This is a genomic window from Sphingobium sp. Ant17, from assembly GCF_000588875.1.
Classification (GTDB): domain Bacteria; phylum Pseudomonadota; class Alphaproteobacteria; order Sphingomonadales; family Sphingomonadaceae; genus Sphingobium.
In genome coordinates this window covers 93,554-109,474 of the sequence record NZ_JEMV01000008.1, presented here as the reverse complement: position 1 = coordinate 109,474, position 15,921 = coordinate 93,554, and the positions used below count along the sequence as shown (strand labels likewise).

The following is a 15,921-nucleotide window of genomic DNA, read 5'->3' as shown; positions in this document are numbered from 1 at the left end:
GATAGGGTGATACCCCTCCACCACCGCTACGCGGCGGTCCCCCTCCCCCTGTGGGGGAGGATTTAGGCCCGCTTCACCCCAACGGCTTGACCGGCAGATGCTCGGCCCCCGGAGCCTCGTCCGGCACCGCCACCTCGATCCACCCGTCCGCGCTCTCGCGCCAGGGGTAGAGTTTGAGCGCCTTATAGCCCGCCCCCCCCAGACATTCGCCATTGTCGAGCTTGAAGCGCGCGCCGTGCAACGGGCACATCACCGCGCCGCGCCGCACGCGCCGCCGGGCGCCAGTTGCGCGGCGGCATGGCTGCACCGGTTGATAAGGGCGTGGACCTGCCCCTCATCCTTGCAGAGCAGCACGGGCCAGCCATTGACGATGAACGGCATCATTGCCCGATCCTCGATCGCGCTGGCCTCGACCACCCGATGATAGCTTTCCGTCATGCGCGCGCTGATCCTCTCGTGCGGCCTTGGTCGTCATCGTCCTATAGGCGTCCATGTCATGATCCACATCGCCGAGCAGCGTGACAAGCGCCATCACCCGCTTGAACGCCTGACCCACCAATAATTCTTCGGTCGTGCCGATGCCGCCATGCAATTGCACCGATTCCTCACCGATATGCACTGCGCTCTGAGCGATATAGGCTTTGGCGCCGATGATCGCCGCCGCGCGTCCGTCCGCGCCAGCGCCCGCCGCGCGATAGAGCTGCGACCGGCTGAGTTCGAGCCGCGCATAGCAATCGGCCATGCGGTGCTGCAACGCCTGGAAACTGCCGAGCGGCTGGCCGAATTGCTGACGCGTCTTGAGATAATCGAGCGTCGCGGCGAACATCATTTCCATGAGGCCCAGCAGTTCGGCGCTGACCGCCAGCCGTGCCTGATCCATCACGCCTGCCAGTTCCGCCTCGCCACCCGCCATCGGTTCTGCAGGCGTATCGGCAAAGCGGACATCGGCGGCATGCGATCCATCAACCAGTCGATAGGGGTCTATGCTGACCCCCGGCGCGTCGGCCTCGACCAAATGCAGCGTCAGCGGCGCGCCGTCCCCGGTGCGCGCGGCGACGATGAACCGGTCGGCATGGCCGCCGCCCAGCACCATCTGCTTGACCCCGCTGATGCGTCCCGCGGTCACCCGCGTCCGCAACCGGTCCAGGCCAAAACGCGCCTGCGTCTCGAACAGCGCCAGCGCGACGATTGCTTCGCCGCCGGTAATGGCGGGCAGCAGCGCGTCTTTCTGGTCCTGCGTGCCAGCCGCCGCCACCAGCCCCGCGCTCAGGATCAGTGCGGGCAGTACCGGCTCCACCGCAACGAAGCGCCCCAGCGCTTCCATCACCGTGATGATGTCCACCGGCGAACCGCCAAAGCCGCCCGCCTCTTCGGACAGGGCAAAGGCCAGCAGGCCCGTTTCGGCCAGCATCGCCCAGTTGGCGTCGGCAAAGCCGCGCGGTTCGCGCAGATAGGCCAGCCGCTTGGCCGCGTCATAGCGGTCCGCCCCGAACCGCTGCACCAGGTCGCGAAGCATGGCCTGCTCATCGCTGAGATCGAAATTCAAGCCACCATCCCCCGGATTGTCATGGCTGGACCGCGCGCTGCGCCGTCCGGCTGTTGCTGTTTCATGACGCATTTATGCACGGGCAGCGGGCAGGGCGTGGACTGGATATTCCGCTAGTTTCACCATGGGCACCCGGCGCCCCGAAAACCTAACGCTAGTCATAGGTTTTTGTCGCTTGCCCGCACCCCCTGCCCATAATAGCATCTGGCCCATGGAGAGATCAGGTGACACGCTCGTCGCCCCCCGCAAGGATACCGGACAAGCCGCAAAAGTGGCGACCGATTTCCGTTCGGGCAGGCAGGTTCCAACCGCTATTTTCGCGCCCGCCGACATAAGGCCGGCGGCGGAGGCGTTGCGCGATATTGCCCGCGACCTGGGCAATTTCCGCGTCGCGGCCTGCGCCAATATCGCGTCGCGATCGCCGATGACCGATGCGGAAGGCGAAGTGCTGGCCAGCGCCGTGTTCGGCTGGCCCTCGACCAAGGAACAATGGTGGCAAAAGCCGCTGCTCGCGCTCAGTTCGCCCCTGCCCTTCGCCTGCCGCTATGAAAATGAACCCTTCTGGGCCAATGCGCACGGCATCCATACCCGCGCGCCCAATCCGCTGCTCGACCAGATTGACCTCAGCCTCTTCGAAGGCGAAGTGAATGCCAAGGCGGTGATCGTCGTGCCGGTGCATATGTCCTTTGGTCAGATCGCCGCGATCAGCTTTTCGCCGATCAACGACAAGCGCGACGACCTGTCGCGCGAGTTCGATCTCTATAGCGACCAGCTCGAATATCATGCCCGTCGCTTCGTCAACGGCTATACCCGCGTCAGCAGCCAGCGCCCGTGGATTCCCAAAAAATTGCCGCCTCTCCAAGCGTGAAGTGGAATGTCTGCGCTGGGCGGCGGTGGGCAAGACGGACGCCGAAATCGCGATGATCCTCAGCCGTAGCTGCGCCACCGTGCGCTTCCACATCCATAATGCCGCGATCAAACTGGAGGCGGTCAACCGCAGCCAGACCGTGTTCAAGGCGACGCAGCTTGGCTATCTCGGCAATGTCGCCGCCGTCATGGTCCCGCATCTGCCGCACGAAACGCAGACGTCGGCCGCCGCGAAATAAAGTTTCTCCCCCTGAGAAAGTTCACGGCTAGCCGGGCGACCGGCTGGCCCTTTTTTTTGTGCCCGCGCGTCCAACGATGCTGCCAACCTATGCTTTCTTACAGAAGCCTTCGCCCGTTCCGCTTCCCATAGTGGCCCCACACAAGAATGAGAGGGCTTAGACGTTGGGCGCATCAGCGATAGCGCAGGGACTGTTCCGGGAAACACCCGAACCGACCCTGATCGGCGGGCGGCACCGGGATACGGGGCGGGTCGTCTTTCCCTGCCCGGACGATGCCGCGCGCTGGGAGGCGATCGACCTGCCGCGCCGGGGCACGCTCTGGTCCTGGACGGTCCAGCGCTTCCGCCCCAAATCGCCGCCCTATATCGGGCCGGAGGATTTCACCCCCTTCGCCATCGGCTATGTCGAACTGCCGGGTGCGACGATCGTAGAAACGCAGATCGTCGGCGCGGACTTCGATAGCCTGACGATCGGCATGGCGATGAAGCTGGTCACGACCGACTTCGCCGCCGCCGCCAATGGCGATGCGATCCGCCTCTACGCCTTCACCCCCACCACGGAGGCCTGAGCGATGCAGGACGTCTATATCGTCGGGATCGGCATCCACCCCTTTGGCCGCACCGAAGCCTGAGCGGCCTGCAACAGGGAGCCAACGCCGCCCGCGCCGCCATGGCCGACGCAGGGCTTGCCTGGCCCGACATGCAGTTCGGGTTCGGCGGGTCGGATTCGGCGGGCAATGCCGACACGATCGTCAACGAACTGGGGCTAACCGGGCTGCCCTTCATCAACGTCAAAAATGGCTGCGCCACCGGCGGATCGGCGCTGATCGGTTCCTGGCAAGCGATCGCGTCGGGCGCGCATGATGTCGGCATCGCCATCGGTTTCGACAAGCATCCGCGCGGTGCTTTCAACGCCATGCCCGCCGAATATAGCTTGCCCGAATGGTATGGCGAAGCGGGCTTCATGGTCACGACGCAGTTCTTCGCGATGAAGCTGCAACGCTATATGGCGCTGCACGGCATCAGCCCGACCTCGCTCGGCCGCGTCGCGGAAAAGGCGTTTCGCAACGCGGTCCATGCCGACCATGCCTGGCGACGGTCGCCGGTCGATCTCGACACCATCCTCAATGCCCCGATGATCAGCGATCCGCTGACCAAATATATGTTTTGCTCGCCCGCCGAAGGCGGCGTAGCGCTGGTGCTGGCCAGCGCCAAGAAGGCGCGCGAACTGGGCCGTGATCAGGTGCGGATCAAGGCCGCGGTCATCCGCACCCGCCCGCCCGGATCGTTCGAGGTCTTCGCCCCGTCGATGGACATAGAACGCGGCGGCGCGCCGACCCTGCTCGCCAGCAAGGCGGCCTATGAGATGGCAGGCATCGGCCCGGAAGATGTCGACCTCGCGCAATTGCAGGACACCGAATCCGGCGCGGAAATCATGCACATGGCCGAAAACGGCTTTTGCGCCGATGGCGACCAGGAAGAATGGCTGGCCAATGGCTGGACCAATGTCGACGGTCGCCTGCCGGTCAACACCGATGGCGGGTGCCTCGCCTGTGGCGAGCCGATCGGCGCGTCGGGCCTGCGCCAGGTCTATGAAAATGCGCTGCAACTGCGCGGGCTTGGCGGCGGGCGGCAAGTGCCCGGCGATCCGCGCACGGCCTATTCCCATGTTTACGGCGCGCCCGGCATTTCCGGCGTGACCATTTTGGAACGATAAGATGGACCTTGATTTCTCCCCTCAGGATCAGGCCTTTCGCGCCGAAGTCCGCCGCTTCCTCGACGATAATCTGCCCCAGCATCTGCGCGAAGGCATGCGCGCGACGCCCGGCGTGTTCGTGGAACCCGACATCGGTGGCGAGTGGCAGGCGATCCTGCGCGCCAAGGGCTGGCTCGCCTATAATTGGCCGACCGATTGCGGCGGCACCGGCTGGACGCCGATCCAGCGCTATATCTTCGAAAAGGAATGTGCGCTCGCTGACGCGCCCAGCCTGCCGGTCTTGAGCCTCAAGCTGCTCGGCCCGGTCATCTGCCATTTCGGCACTGACGAGCAGAAAGCCTATTTCCTGCCCCGCATCCTGGATGGCACCGATTTCTGGTGCCAGGGCTTCTCCGAGCCCGGCTCCGGCTCCGACCTTGCCAGCCTCAAGACGCGCGCGGAGCGCAAGGATGGCCATTATGTCGTCAACGGCCGCAAGCTGTGGACCACGCACGCGCATCACGCCTCGCACATCTTCTGCCTGGCCAAGACCGACCCGACCGCCAAACCGCAGCGCGCGATCAGCTTCCTGCTGATCGACATGGCCCAGCCCGGCATCGAAGTGCGGCCGATCATGGGCCTGGCGGGCGACCATGAGGTGAACGAAGTTTATCTCGACGATGCCGTGACCCCACTTGATCATCTGGTGGGCGAAGAAGGCCAAGGCTGGACCATCGCCAAATTCCTGCTCGAAAATGAGCGGGGCGGGGCCTGCCACGCGCCCAAATTGCTGTCGGACATCGCCAAGCTGCGCACCGCTGCCCTGACCGAACCCGACGGCAAGGGCGGCTGCATGGCCGACGATCCGCTCTACATGGCCCGCCTCGCCCGCGCGGAACTGGAGGCGCAGGCGCTGGAAATGACCGAGATGCGGGTGCTCGCCGAAATGGCCAAGGGCTTGCCGCCCGGCCCGCAAACCTCGCTGTCCAAGCTGGTCGCCTCTACCCTGCGCCAGCAGGTCGATGGCCTCGCGGTCCAGTTGTACGGCTATGCCGGCATCGCGCTGGAGGAACAGCGGCCGCTCTACGGCAATCAGGCGCCGCCTGCCCTGCATGGCAAGCCCGCGCAACTTGCCGCGCCGCGCTATCTTAATTCGCGCGCCTGGACCATCTTTGGCGGGACCAATGAGGTTCAACGCAATATCATAGCCAAAACGGTGCTGGGGCTGTGACCGCCACCGGAGTCGATCGACCAGGAGAGAATAGATGCAATTGAGCCGCGAGGCATTGATCCGGGCCTATCGTCAGATGAAGACGATCCGCCTGTTCGAAGAGCGCCTGCACGATGAAATCGCGCTGGGCGAAATCGCCGGCTTCACCCATCTCTATGCGGGCCAAGAAGCCTGCGCCGTGGGCGTGTGCGAGCATCTGGGACCAACCGACTATATCATCTCGACCCACCGGGGCCACGGCCATTGCATCGCCAAGGGCTGCGACGTCATGGCAATGATGAAGGAGATTTACGGATCGCGCGATGGCCTGTGCAAGGGCAAGAGCGGATCGATGCACATCGCCGATGTCGGCGTCGGCATGCTCGGCGCGAACGGCATCGTCGGCGCGGGCGCGCCGATCGCGGTGGGCGCTGGCATCACCGCCAAGAGCAATGGCACCGTCTCCATCGCCTTTTCGGGCGATGGCGCCTGCAACCAGGGCACGACCTTTGAAGCGATGAACATGGCGGTGGTGCTGAAACTGCCGGTCATCTTCGTGTTCGAAAACAACCATTATTCCGAACATACCGGCGAAGCCTATGCGGTCGGGGCGGAAAGCATGACCGTCCGCTCCGCCGCCTTCGGCATGAAGGCGATCAAGGCCAACGGCATCGATTTCTTCAGCGTCTATGACGCGATGCGCGAGCTGATCGACTATTGCAAAGCGGGCAACGGCCCCGCCTCGATCGAGCTGGATTGCGAGCGTTTCTACGGCCATTTTGAGGGCGATCCGCAGCGTTATCGCGGCCCCGGCGAACTCGACCGCATCCGCGAGGAACGCGACTGTCTCAAGACCTTCCGTACGCGGGTCACCGAAGCCAAGCTACTCGACGGGGCCGAACTCGACGCGGTCGATGCCGAAGTCACCGACCTCATCGACCGCGCGGTTGCCGAAGCGCAGACCGCCGCCCGCCCCACCGCTGCAGACGTCCTGGAAGACGTCTATATCAGCTACTGACGCCAGAGGGATCGACACATGGCTATCAAGATGATCCGCGACGTCATTCGCGACACGATCGATGCGGAAATGGAACGGGACGACAGCGTCATCATGCTGGGCGAGGATATTGTCGGCGGTCATGGCGCACCCGGCGGCCCCGAAGCGATCGGCGGCATATGGGGCACGTCGGGCGGGCTATGGGCCAAATATGGTTCAGACCGCGTGATCGACACCCCCATTTCGGAAAGCGCCATCATCGGCGCGGCGTCGGGTGCGGCGCTGACCGGCAAGCGCGCCATCGCCGAAATCATGTTCGCCGACTTTATCGGCGTGTGCATGGACCAGATCTGGAACCAGGCGGCCAAGTTCCGCTACATGTTCGGCGGCAAGTCCAAATGCCCGCTGGTCATCCGCATGCCTTATGGCGCGGGTTTCAACGCCGCGCCCCAGCATAGCCAGGTGATCCACCAGTTCGTCACCGCCATGCCGGGGCTGAAGGTGGTCATGCCCTCCACCCCCGCCGATACCAAGGGGCTGTTGACCCAGGCGATCCGCGACGACGACCCGGTGATCTTCCTTGAACATAAGGCGCTCTATGGCGTGAAGGGGGAAGTGCCCGATGGCGACTATACTATCCCCTTCGGCCATGCCCGGCAGGTGACGCAAGGCGACGACATCACAATCCTCGCCACCGGCATGATGGTGGGCTTTGCCGAAAAGGCGGCGGCGCAGCTTGCCCGGGATGGCATCGGTTGCGACCTGCTCGACCTGCGCACCACCAGCCCGCTGGACGTCGAGGCGATCCTCGACAGTGTCGAGCGGACCGGCCGCCTGCTGATCGTCGACGAAGCCCCGCCGCGCTGCTCCTTTGCGACCGACCTGTCGGCGCTGGTGGCGCAAAAGGCGTTCGCTTCGCTCAAGGCGCCGATCGAGATGGTGACGCCGCCGCACAGCCCCGTCCCCTTCGCACGGGAACTTGAAACCGCCTATCTGCCCTCGCCCGACAAGATCGTGGCGGCGGCGGTGCAGCTCCTATCCTATCGGCGGGGATAAGCATATCATGGCCACTCTGCGCGCATATGCGATGCCCAAATGGGGCATAGAAATGACCGAAGGCGTCGTTGCCGAATGGATGGTCGCCGAAGGCGTGCCGTTCAAAAAGGGCGACCTGCTCGCGCTCATCGAAACCGACAAGATTACCAACGAGATCGAGGCCGAGGCTGACGGGATGTTCCCGCGCCTGATCGCCCAGCAGGGCAACAGCTATGCCGTCGGCGAACTGATCGCCGTGTTGGCCGGGCCTGACGATGACGTCAGCGCCGACGAGGTCGATGCCTTTGTCGCCGGGTTCAAGCCCGCTGATACCAAGGTCGCGTCCAAGGCTGGTGCGGCCCCGCCGCCCGCCGCCCCTGAACCTCAACCGGAACCGGCACCACAGGTCGCCATCGCCGACGATGCGAATATCAGCCCTGCCGCCCGCGCCTTCGCGCAGGCGAACGGCGTGGACATCACCGCGCTCACCGGCTCCGGTCCCAATGGTCGCCTGACCTTTCAGGACGTGCAGCAGGCCAGCCTGCCCCCGGTCGCTGTCGGCGGCGGCGCAACGGTGGATCTGACCCCGGTCGGCAACGCCTTGGGCGAGGTTTTCGCCAGCCCGCTCGCCAAGCGCCTGGCGGTGCAACATGGTGTGGACCTCAATGGCCTGACCGGCACAGGCCCCAAGGGCCGGATCGGCAAAGCCGACGTGTTGGCCAGGGTCAAGCCCATGGAAGCCCCCGCCGCTGCATCCCCTGCCCCGGCAGCAGTCGATTTCGCCCGCCCGGCCGCAGGCAGCACGGAAATCGTCAAAATGTCGCCGATGCGCAAGGCCATCGCCAAGGCGCTGAGCCACAGCAAATCGACTATCCCGCATTTCTACCTGCGCTCGGCCGTCAGGATCGACGCGATCCTGGGCCTGCGCGCGCAGGCGAAGGCGGCGACCGGCGAAGCGCCCAGCATCAACGACTATCTCGTGCGCGCCTGCGCCCTGGCGCTCGCGCGGCATCCCGATGTGAATGTGCAGGTCCATGGCGATGAGATCCATCGCTTCGCCAGCGCCGACATCGCCGTCGCCGTGGCGACCGACAAGGGCCTCATCACCCCGATCGTGAAAGGCGCTGACACCCTCTCCGTCGCCGCCATTTCGCGCACGGTGAAGGCGCTGGCCGACAAGGCCCGCACCGGCAAGCTGCAACCGGACGAGTTTCAGGGCGGCAGCTTTTCGATCAGCAACCTCGGCATGTTCGGCATCGACCAGTTCGATGCGATCATCAACCCGCCGCAGGGGGCGATCCTGGCCGTGGGCGCGGGCAGTCGCCAACCGATCGAAATCGGCAACGCCCTCGCCTTCGCCACCATCGTCCAGCTCTCCCTGTCCTGCGATCATCGCGCGATCGACGGTGCGGTGGGCGCAGACTTCATGCGCACGCTCAAGGGATTGATCGAGCAACCAACTCTGTTGGTGGGGTAGTCACGCGAATGCCTCTCCCTTGGCGGGGAGAGGCATTCACGCATGCATCCTGTCTATTTCAACAGCACCAACTCTTCGGCCATGCTGGGGTGCAGCGCGACGGTGTCGTCGAAATCCTGCTTGGTGAGGCCCGCTTTCACCGCGACGGCCGCAGCCTGCAATATTTCCGGCGCGTCAGGACCAATCATGTGCAGGCCGACCACCTTGTTCGTCGTCGCGTCCACGATCATCTTGTAGAGCGCCCGCTCCTCACGGCCTGCCAGCACATATTTCATCGGCCGGAAATCAGATGTATAGACCCGCACCGTGCCCAGCTTGTTCTTGGCCTGCGCTTCGGTGAGGCCGACGCCTGCCAAGGGTGGATGGCTGAACACGGCCGAGGGCACGCAGTCATAATCGACCGTGCGCGGATTATCGCCGAACACCGTGTCGGCAAAGGCATGGCCTTCACGAATCGCGACCGGGGTCAGTTGCAGCCGGTCGGTCACATCGCCCACCGCATAGATGCTTTCACAACTGGAGCGGCTATACTCGTCGACCTTGATCGCGCCATTGTCGGCCAGATCAACGCCCGCGCTGTCCAACCCGAGGCCTTCAGTGTGCGGCCTGCGCCCGGTAGCGAACAGCACGACATCGGCCGCGACCGGATCACCATCCTTGAAGCGGACGCAGAGCGTGCCGTCTTCATTCTTCTCGATCTTCTCCATCTGCGCGTTGAAGCGGAAATTAATCCCCTTGGTCATGGAAATCTGGAGCAGCCGGTCGCGAATCTGTTCGTCATAGCCGCGCAGCAACGTACCCGATCGATTGACGATGGTCACATGGCTGCCGAACTGATGGAAGATGCCGGCAAATTCATTGGCGATATAGCCGCCCCCGACGATGACGATGCGCTTGGGGCATTCATCGAGATGGAACACCTCGTTGGAGGTGATGCCATATTCCGCGCCTTCGATGTCCGGCAGGATCGGCCAGGCTCCGGTCGCGACGAGGATATATTTCGCCGTGACTTCGCGGCCGCTGGCGAGCTTGACGCTGTGCGGGCCGGTCACGGTCGCGCGTTCGGGGATCATCTCGACCTTGTGGCTGCTGAGCGTATTTTTATAGAGACCTTCGAGCCGGTCGACCTCGCCCAGCACATTGTCGCGCAGCGTCGCCCATTCGAACCCGCAATCGGGCACGTTCCAGCCAAAGCGACGTGCGTCCTTCAGATCTTCGGCGAAATGTGAGCCATAGATGAGCAGCTTCTTGGGCACGCAGCCGCGAATGACGCAGGTGCCGCCGACGCGAAATTCCTCGGCCCCCGCGACCTTTGCGCCATGCCCCGCTGCTACGCGAGAGGCGCGCACGCCGCCCGATCCTGCACCGATGACGAAAAGGTCGAAATCATAGTCGCTCATGCCTGGCCTCCGATTGGTTGCGGGGGATATGGCGGTTGCGGTGGCGGGTTACAATCACTTCCTCCCCGCTTGCGGGGAGCGGTACCGCCGCCGCAGGCGGTGGTGGAGGGGGCTACCCTAAGCACAGCCTTAGCCGCCCACCCCCTCGACCAGCCTGCGGCTGGTCCCCTCCCCGTTCCGGGGAGGAATTACTCGCCCAGCGCCAGTTCGATCAGCGCCATGGTCGAAGGGTCGAACCCCTTGGCACCGTCCGCCTCGATCGACTTGGCGATCTCCTTGCCCAGTTCGACGCCGAACTGGTCGAACGGGTTGATGCCCATCAGCACGGCGTTGGCGAAGGTGCGATGCTCGTAGAAAGCGATCAGCGCGCCCAGCGCGTGCGGGGTGACGTCTTCGAGCAGGATCGTGGTCGATGGCCGGTTGCCGGGATAGGCGCGGGCGGGGTCGGCGTCGTTATCCTTGCCGCGCATCAGCGCCGCGCCCTGCGCGAAGCAATTGACCAACAGTGCGCGATGATGCGCCGGGTCGAGCGCATGGCCGGGCTCGATCGAGGCGATGAATTCGACTGGCGAGAGAATCGTCCCCTGGTGCAGCAACTGGAATACCGCATGCTGCGCGTCGGTGCCGACCCCGCCCCAGGTGATGGCGGCGGTAGGACCGTCCACCGGTGATCCGTCCAGCTGCACCGCCTTGCCATTGCTCTCCATCTCCAGTTGCTGGAGGTAAGAGGGCAAGAGCGCCAGCCGCTCGTCATAGGCGAACAGAGCGCGGGTCTGGCAATGCATGACGCGGCTATAATATTGATCGACGAAGGCGGCGATCAGCGGGATATTTTCGCTAGGTGGCGACAGGCGGAAATGGCGATCCATTTCGGCGGCGCCCTCCAGCAGGCTTTCAAACGCATCCCAACCCAGCGCCAGCGCAGCGGGAAAGCCGATCGAGGACCAGAGCGAATAGCGGCCGCCGACCGATTCGGCGAAGGGCAGAATGCGGGTTTCATCGACGCCCCATTCGATCGCCTTGTCGGGCGCGGCGGTGAGCGCGATCACCCGGCCATAAGGATCTTCGACTCCACCTTCGACCATCCAGTTGATCGCGCTCGCTGCGTTCAGCAGGGTTTCGCTGGTGGTGAAGGTCTTTGAAGCGATCGCGATCAACGTGGTGTTCGGGTCGAACCCCTCGATCGCCCGCTCCAGCGCGGTGCCATCGACATTGGAGACGATGCCCACATCATAGCGCACGCCACCGCCATCAAGCGCATCGACGATCAGTTTGGGACCGAGCGCCGATCCGCCGATGCCGATATGCAATATGTGGCGGATTTCGCCCAGCGCGCCCGCCTCGATCGCGTCGATCAGCGCGCGCATGCGGTTATGCAGCGCCTTGGCCTGCGCCACGCTGTCGGCATTGCCCTCGCCCCGCTCGGCGGTATGTTCGGCGGCGCGGCCTCAGTGTTGTTGACCGCCTCGCCCGCGAACAGCGCATCGCGGCGCTCGGCGAAGCCCTGATCCTGCGCCAGGTCGAGATAGTGCGCCATCAGCTCGTCGGTCAGATGGGTCTTGGACCAGTCGAACCGGATCGGTCCCTGCGACAGGACCAGCTTGGACAGGCGGTCGGGATCAGTGGCGAAAATGGATTTGAGGTCGGCGATCGGCAGTGCGGCGATGGCCGCCAGTGCAGTGCTGGGCATGCGATGGTCCCTTATGACGTTGGTCGAGATCGACGCTGCACCGGTCGATTCTCTCTATCTTACCCAATTATTGCGCGCTTTGCATGGTCAAGGACATGCTTGACGTGTTCGACACCAGGCTTCACAAGCCGCCACGGCCGCGTTGTCGGCGCATCCAAGGGACAAGACGACCACCCATGACTGCAAAATCGGAAACGCGGGACTTCCTATGGTTTCTCGCCAGGCTGGGCCTGTTCGTCTTCATCCTGCGCAGCTTCATCATTTCGCCGTTCAATATTCCATCGGAATCGATGCAGCCCCGCTTGCTGATCGGCGACTATCTGCTGGTGGCGAAATGGCCCTACGGCTATTCGCGCTATTCGCTGCCGTTTAGCGTCCCGTTGATCCCCGGCCGCATCCTTGCCTCGACGCCCGAACGCGGCGATGTGGTGGTGTTCAAGGCGCCCCCGACGCAGAAGAACGACTATATCAAGCGTGTGATCGGCCTGCCTGGCGACATGATCGCCGTGCGCGGCGGCACGGTCTATCTGAACGGCACCGCTGTCCCCAAGCAGAAGGTCGCCGACCTCGTCATTCCGGTGACCCCCAATATGATCGAGGCCGCTGCCAAGGAAGGCGCGGTCTCGCCTTGCTATCGCCCTGATTTCGAAGAACCGGCGGCAGGCGGCGGCAAGCAGTGCCGTTATCCGCAGTTCCGCGAGACGCTGCCTGCGGGCAAGGATTATCCCGCGCGCAGCTATAATGTCCTCGACCTCGTGCCCGATGGCGCGGCGGACGATCGCGACACGGTGCTGGTGCCCGAAGGCCATCTCTTCATGATGGGCGACAATCGCGATCGCAGCGCCGACAGCCGCTTCCCGGCTGTTGAAGGCGGCGGCATCGGGCTGGTGCCGGAGGAAAATCTGGTCGGCAAGGCGATGATCTCGGTCTTCTCCACCGATGGCAGCGCCAATTGGCTGCTGCCCTGGACTTGGTTTACCGCTGCGCGCTGGAGCCGCATCGGGGAAGGCTTTTGAAATTGAGCGTCCATGGGCCTGATACCACGGGCTGGCTGAAGGCGCTGATCGGCCGCGCGCCGCGCGACCCTGCGCCCTTCCACCAGGCGCTCACCCATGGCAGCGCCAAGCCGGATAATTATGAGCGGCTGGAATTTCTGGGCGACCGGGTGCTGGGCCTGCTTGTGTCCGAATGGGTGTATGAACGCTTTGCCGGCGAACCCGAAGGTAAGCTGTCACGCCGGTTCAACGCGCTGGTATCGGGCGAAACCTGCGCCGAGGTTGCGCGGGCGGCGGGCGTTCCGACCCATCTGGTGCTGGGCAAGCAGGCGCGCGACGATGGCGCGGCCAATAGCGACAATGTCCTGGGCGACGTGATGGAGGCGCTGATCGGCGCCCTCTATCTGGAGGGCGGGTTGGAGGAAGCGCGCACACTGGTCCGCCGCCTGTGGGCCGACCGGGTCGATACCCAGACCGCTGCCCCACGCCATCCCAAGTCGGCGCTGCAGGAATGGGCCGCCGCCAACAAGCGCAAGCCGCCTGAATATGTGATGATGGACCGATCCGGCCCGCACCACGCTCTGCGCTTCACCGTGACCGTGAGCATCAAGGGCGCGGGCGAGGCAAGTGCGACCGGCGGGTCCAAGCAGGAAGCGGAAACGGCGGCAGCGGCGGCGCTGCTGGAGAAGCTGGCGGGGTAGAGAAATCTAAAAAGCCCGTTTCTTTTGAAGGCTTGATGTTCCGATGCCCTTCTGGACCTACATGCTCCATTGCGCCGATCGCAGCTTTTACGTGGGTCACACGGATAATCTGGAAACACGCATCGGTCAGCATGAAGCGGGCCAGATCACCGGATACACGCAAGCGCGCCTGCCAGTGAAACTGGTCTGGTCGCAATCGTTCGGCACACGTATAGAGGCCTTAGAGGCCGAGCGGCAGATCAAGGGTTGGAGCCGGGCAAAGAAGCTGGCGCTGATCCGTTAAGATTGGTCTTTGATCTCCACATTGGCGCGATCAAAGACAGACAAGTAAAGCCCTTCGACAGGCTCAGGGCGAACGGAGTATATTTTGGACGGTTTGGAAGTTTCAGAAACCAATCAACGCTGTGGCGTCATCGCCGTTGTCGGCGCGCCCAATGCGGGGAAGTCCACGCTGGTCAATGCGCTGGTGGGGCAGAAGGTGGCGATCACCAGTCCCAAGGCGCAGACCACCCGTACCCGCGTCATGGGCGTCGCGATTGAGGGCACTGCGCAGATCGTGCTGGTCGATACGCCTGGTATTTTCGCGCCCAAGCGTCGGCTGGACCGCGCGATGGTGCAGGCTGCCTGGGGTGGCGCGCAGGGCGCGGACCTGATCGCGATGGTGGTGGATGGCAAGGCGGGTCGCGGCCCCAAGCTGGAGCCGATCATCGAGTCGCTCAAGCATCGCTGCGAACGCAAATGGTTGATCCTCAACAAGGTGGATATCGCCATCAAGGAAAAGCTGCTCGTTCACACCGAGAAGCTGAACGAGACGCTGGGCTTCGACGAAATCTTCTTCGTGTCGGCCGCGACGGGCGACGGCTTGCCCGAACTCAAGGCTGCGTTTGCCGCCGCCATGCCGGAAGGCCCGTGGCATTTTCCCGAAGACCAGGTGTCCGACGCCACGGACCGGATGCTGGCTGCTGAAATCACGCGCGAACAACTTTATCACCAGCTGCACGCCGAACTGCCCTACGCGACCGCCGTTGATACCGAACAATATAAGGAACGGCCGGACGGGTCGGTTGAAATCCACCAGCAGATTCTGGTTGGTCGCCCGACGCAACGCGCGATCGTGCTGGGCAAAGGCGGTCAGCGATTGAAGGAAATCGGGTCGAAGGCGCGGGAAGAGCTGGCGGCCTTGCTGGGGGTGAAGGTCCACCTCTATCTGCATGTGAAGGTCAAGGAAGACTGGGAGAATGATCGCGGCATTTACCGCGACATCGGCCTCGACTGGGTGGAATGACCTTGCCTCCCTAAATGGGAAAGGGCTTATTTACCTTATGTCGTTACGCAGCCGGTGCATGAGTCCGAAACAAAAGATCGCATCCTGTGTCAGCATCTCGGTCATCGGGACGGTGGTCATCATGGCCATCGTGTCGATGGTGCCTGGCATGTCCATCCCGCTGCGCTATTTTGCTGTCGGTATATTCTGTGCCAGCAGCCTATCGACGCCGGTCTGCCTGCTCCTGATCCGTCAGGCGGAGGAGAATCGGCAACTGCGGGAGGAACTGGAACAGCGTGTCGCCGAACTGGCCAAATTGGCGCAGATCGACGGACTGACGGGATTGCTGACCCGCAACGCTTTCTTCGATCGCGCGGGCGCGGTGCATGACCGACCGGACAACTGGTATCTGTTGATCGACATCGATCATTTCAAACAACTTAACGATGATCACGGCCATCAGGCCGGCGATGCGGTGTTGCAGGCCGTCGGCCAGGCGATCCGCGAAGCGCTGCACGATGACCCTATCTGTGGTCGGCTGGGTGGCGAGGAATTCGCCATATGCCTAACCGATTGCGACAGGCTATTGGCCACGCGGCAGGCGGAACTTGTTCGCGCATCCATTCAGGCGCTGCGCGTCCGCGCGCCATCGGGCCGGATCGTGCGTGCCACCGCCAGCATTGGCCTGTGCGCAGGCGATCCGGCGGTGCCGATCGAAGTCAGCCTGCACCGCGCGGACATCGCCATGTATGCCGCGAAGACAGGCGGCCGCAACCAAGTGCGCCTCGCCGCCTGACGGCGCGCG

General features: G+C 63.8%; 16 protein-coding genes and 2 pseudogenes. 13 read left to right on the top strand and 5 right to left on the bottom strand.

Going from position 1 to position 15,921, the window contains the following annotated elements; translation table 11 throughout:
- Positions 1 to 73: 73 nt before the first annotated feature.
- The 3 genes from BF95_RS28795 to BF95_RS05855 are packed head-to-tail and all read right to left on the bottom strand — an operon-like array spanning position 74 to position 1,546.
- Positions 74 to 268 carry a Rieske (2Fe-2S) protein gene (locus BF95_RS28795; protein ID WP_235209585.1) on the bottom strand — a complete coding sequence of 65 codons (195 nt, stop codon included), beginning with the start codon at positions 266 to 268 and terminating at the stop codon, positions 74 to 76.
- On the bottom strand, positions 250 to 384 hold the full coding sequence (locus BF95_RS28790; RefSeq protein ID WP_235209584.1) for a Rieske (2Fe-2S) protein: 135 nt from the start codon (positions 382 to 384) through the stop codon (positions 250 to 252). The genes BF95_RS28795 and BF95_RS28790 overlap by 19 nt, the downstream gene beginning before the upstream one ends.
- Complete coding sequence (locus BF95_RS05855; RefSeq protein ID WP_161774229.1) at positions 335 to 1,546, bottom strand: acyl-CoA dehydrogenase family protein; 1,212 nt, start codon at positions 1,544 to 1,546, stop codon at positions 335 to 337. The genes BF95_RS28790 and BF95_RS05855 overlap by 50 nt, the downstream gene beginning before the upstream one ends.
- 211 nt (positions 1,547 to 1,757) lie before the next feature.
- On the opposite strand from BF95_RS05855, the gene BF95_RS05850 reads away from it, so the two are divergent.
- From BF95_RS05850 to BF95_RS05820, 8 genes and pseudogenes are all read left to right on the top strand, one after another.
- Entirely contained in the window at positions 1,758 to 2,414 is a 657-nt protein-coding gene (locus BF95_RS05850) for a helix-turn-helix transcriptional regulator (RefSeq protein ID WP_235209583.1), read from the top strand.
- 1 nt (position 2,415) lies between these two features.
- Positions 2,416 to 2,652, top strand: a complete 237-nt coding sequence (locus BF95_RS28785; protein ID WP_235209582.1) for a helix-turn-helix domain-containing protein — start codon at positions 2,416 to 2,418, stop codon at positions 2,650 to 2,652.
- A 163-nt stretch (positions 2,653 to 2,815) separates the two neighbouring features.
- Positions 2,816 to 3,220 (top strand): Zn-ribbon domain-containing OB-fold protein, encoded by a 405-nt coding sequence (locus BF95_RS05845; RefSeq protein ID WP_043149976.1) that lies wholly within the window; start codon positions 2,816 to 2,818, stop codon positions 3,218 to 3,220.
- 3 nt (positions 3,221 to 3,223) lie between these two features.
- Positions 3,224 to 4,368 (top strand): annotated as a pseudogene (locus tag BF95_RS05840) (thiolase family protein).
- A 1-nt stretch (position 4,369) separates the two neighbouring features.
- A complete protein-coding gene (locus BF95_RS05835; RefSeq protein WP_043149975.1) occupies positions 4,370 to 5,578 on the top strand; it encodes an acyl-CoA dehydrogenase family protein in 1,209 nt (402 codons plus the stop codon).
- Between the two features lie 34 nt (positions 5,579 to 5,612).
- A complete protein-coding gene (locus BF95_RS05830) occupies positions 5,613 to 6,575 on the top strand; it encodes a thiamine pyrophosphate-dependent dehydrogenase E1 component subunit alpha (protein WP_043149973.1) in 963 nt (320 codons plus the stop codon).
- An 18-nt stretch (positions 6,576 to 6,593) separates the two neighbouring features.
- Entirely contained in the window at positions 6,594 to 7,610 is a 1,017-nt protein-coding gene (locus BF95_RS05825) for an alpha-ketoacid dehydrogenase subunit beta (RefSeq protein ID WP_043149971.1), read from the top strand.
- A gap of 7 nt (positions 7,611 to 7,617) precedes the next feature.
- Entirely contained in the window at positions 7,618 to 9,066 is a 1,449-nt protein-coding gene (locus BF95_RS05820; RefSeq protein ID WP_043149969.1) for a 2-oxo acid dehydrogenase subunit E2, read from the top strand.
- Positions 9,067 to 9,119: 53 nt separating this feature from the next.
- On the opposite strand, the gene gorA is transcribed toward BF95_RS05820, so the two are convergent.
- Both gorA and pgi read right to left on the bottom strand, forming a co-directional pair.
- Complete coding sequence (gene gorA, locus BF95_RS05815; RefSeq protein ID WP_043149967.1) at positions 9,120 to 10,466, bottom strand: glutathione-disulfide reductase; 1,347 nt, start codon at positions 10,464 to 10,466, stop codon at positions 9,120 to 9,122.
- Between the two features lie 188 nt (positions 10,467 to 10,654).
- Positions 10,655 to 12,156, bottom strand: a pseudogene (gene pgi, locus BF95_RS05810) (glucose-6-phosphate isomerase).
- Positions 12,157 to 12,332: 176 nt separating this feature from the next.
- On the opposite strand from pgi, the gene lepB reads away from it, so the two are divergent.
- The 5 genes from lepB to BF95_RS05785 all read left to right on the top strand — a co-directional run bounded on the left by lepB (position 12,333) and on the right by BF95_RS05785 (position 15,912).
- The gene (gene lepB, locus BF95_RS05805) at positions 12,333 to 13,172 is read left to right on the top strand and encodes a signal peptidase I (RefSeq protein WP_043149965.1); all 840 of its coding nucleotides are present in this window, start codon (positions 12,333 to 12,335) and stop codon (positions 13,170 to 13,172) included.
- Positions 13,169 to 13,852, top strand: a complete 684-nt coding sequence (gene rnc, locus BF95_RS05800) for a ribonuclease III (protein WP_037476311.1) — start codon at positions 13,169 to 13,171, stop codon at positions 13,850 to 13,852. Before lepB ends, rnc begins: the two co-directional genes overlap by 4 nt.
- A 43-nt stretch (positions 13,853 to 13,895) precedes the next feature.
- Positions 13,896 to 14,135, top strand: a complete 240-nt coding sequence (locus BF95_RS05795) for a GIY-YIG nuclease family protein (protein ID WP_051519868.1) — start codon at positions 13,896 to 13,898, stop codon at positions 14,133 to 14,135.
- A gap of 93 nt (positions 14,136 to 14,228) precedes the next feature.
- Positions 14,229 to 15,137: a GTPase Era gene (gene era / locus BF95_RS05790; RefSeq protein WP_043150018.1), complete on the top strand. Its 909-nt coding sequence runs from the start codon at positions 14,229 to 14,231 to the stop codon at positions 15,135 to 15,137.
- A gap of 58 nt (positions 15,138 to 15,195) precedes the next feature.
- The gene (locus BF95_RS05785) at positions 15,196 to 15,912 is read left to right on the top strand and encodes a GGDEF domain-containing protein (protein WP_051519867.1); all 717 of its coding nucleotides are present in this window, start codon (positions 15,196 to 15,198) and stop codon (positions 15,910 to 15,912) included.
- The last annotated feature ends 9 nt before the right edge of the window (positions 15,913 to 15,921 follow it).

Bases quoted from the DNA above. Each gene is read 5' to 3' on its own strand.
- BF95_RS28790 (WP_235209584.1), bottom strand. From the start codon at position 384: ATGATGCCGTTCATCGTCAATGGCTGGCCCGTGCTGCTCTGCAAGGAT.
- BF95_RS05830 (WP_043149973.1), top strand. From the start codon at position 5,613: ATGCAATTGAGCCGCGAGGCATTGATCCGGGCCTATCGTCAGATGAAG.
- gorA (WP_043149967.1), bottom strand. From the start codon at position 10,466: ATGAGCGACTATGATTTCGACCTTTTCGTCATCGGTGCAGGATCGGGC.
- BF95_RS05825 (WP_043149971.1), top strand. From the start codon at position 6,594: ATGGCTATCAAGATGATCCGCGACGTCATTCGCGACACGATCGATGCG.
- BF95_RS05835 (WP_043149975.1), top strand. From the start codon at position 4,370: ATGGACCTTGATTTCTCCCCTCAGGATCAGGCCTTTCGCGCCGAAGTC.
- BF95_RS05795 (WP_051519868.1), top strand. From the start codon at position 13,896: ATGCCCTTCTGGACCTACATGCTCCATTGCGCCGATCGCAGCTTTTAC.
- BF95_RS05820 (WP_043149969.1), top strand. From the start codon at position 7,618: ATGGCCACTCTGCGCGCATATGCGATGCCCAAATGGGGCATAGAAATG.
- lepB (WP_043149965.1), top strand. From the start codon at position 12,333: ATGACTGCAAAATCGGAAACGCGGGACTTCCTATGGTTTCTCGCCAGG.
- BF95_RS05785 (WP_051519867.1), top strand. From the start codon at position 15,196: ATGAGTCCGAAACAAAAGATCGCATCCTGTGTCAGCATCTCGGTCATC.
- BF95_RS05850 (WP_235209583.1), top strand. From the start codon at position 1,758: ATGGAGAGATCAGGTGACACGCTCGTCGCCCCCCGCAAGGATACCGGA.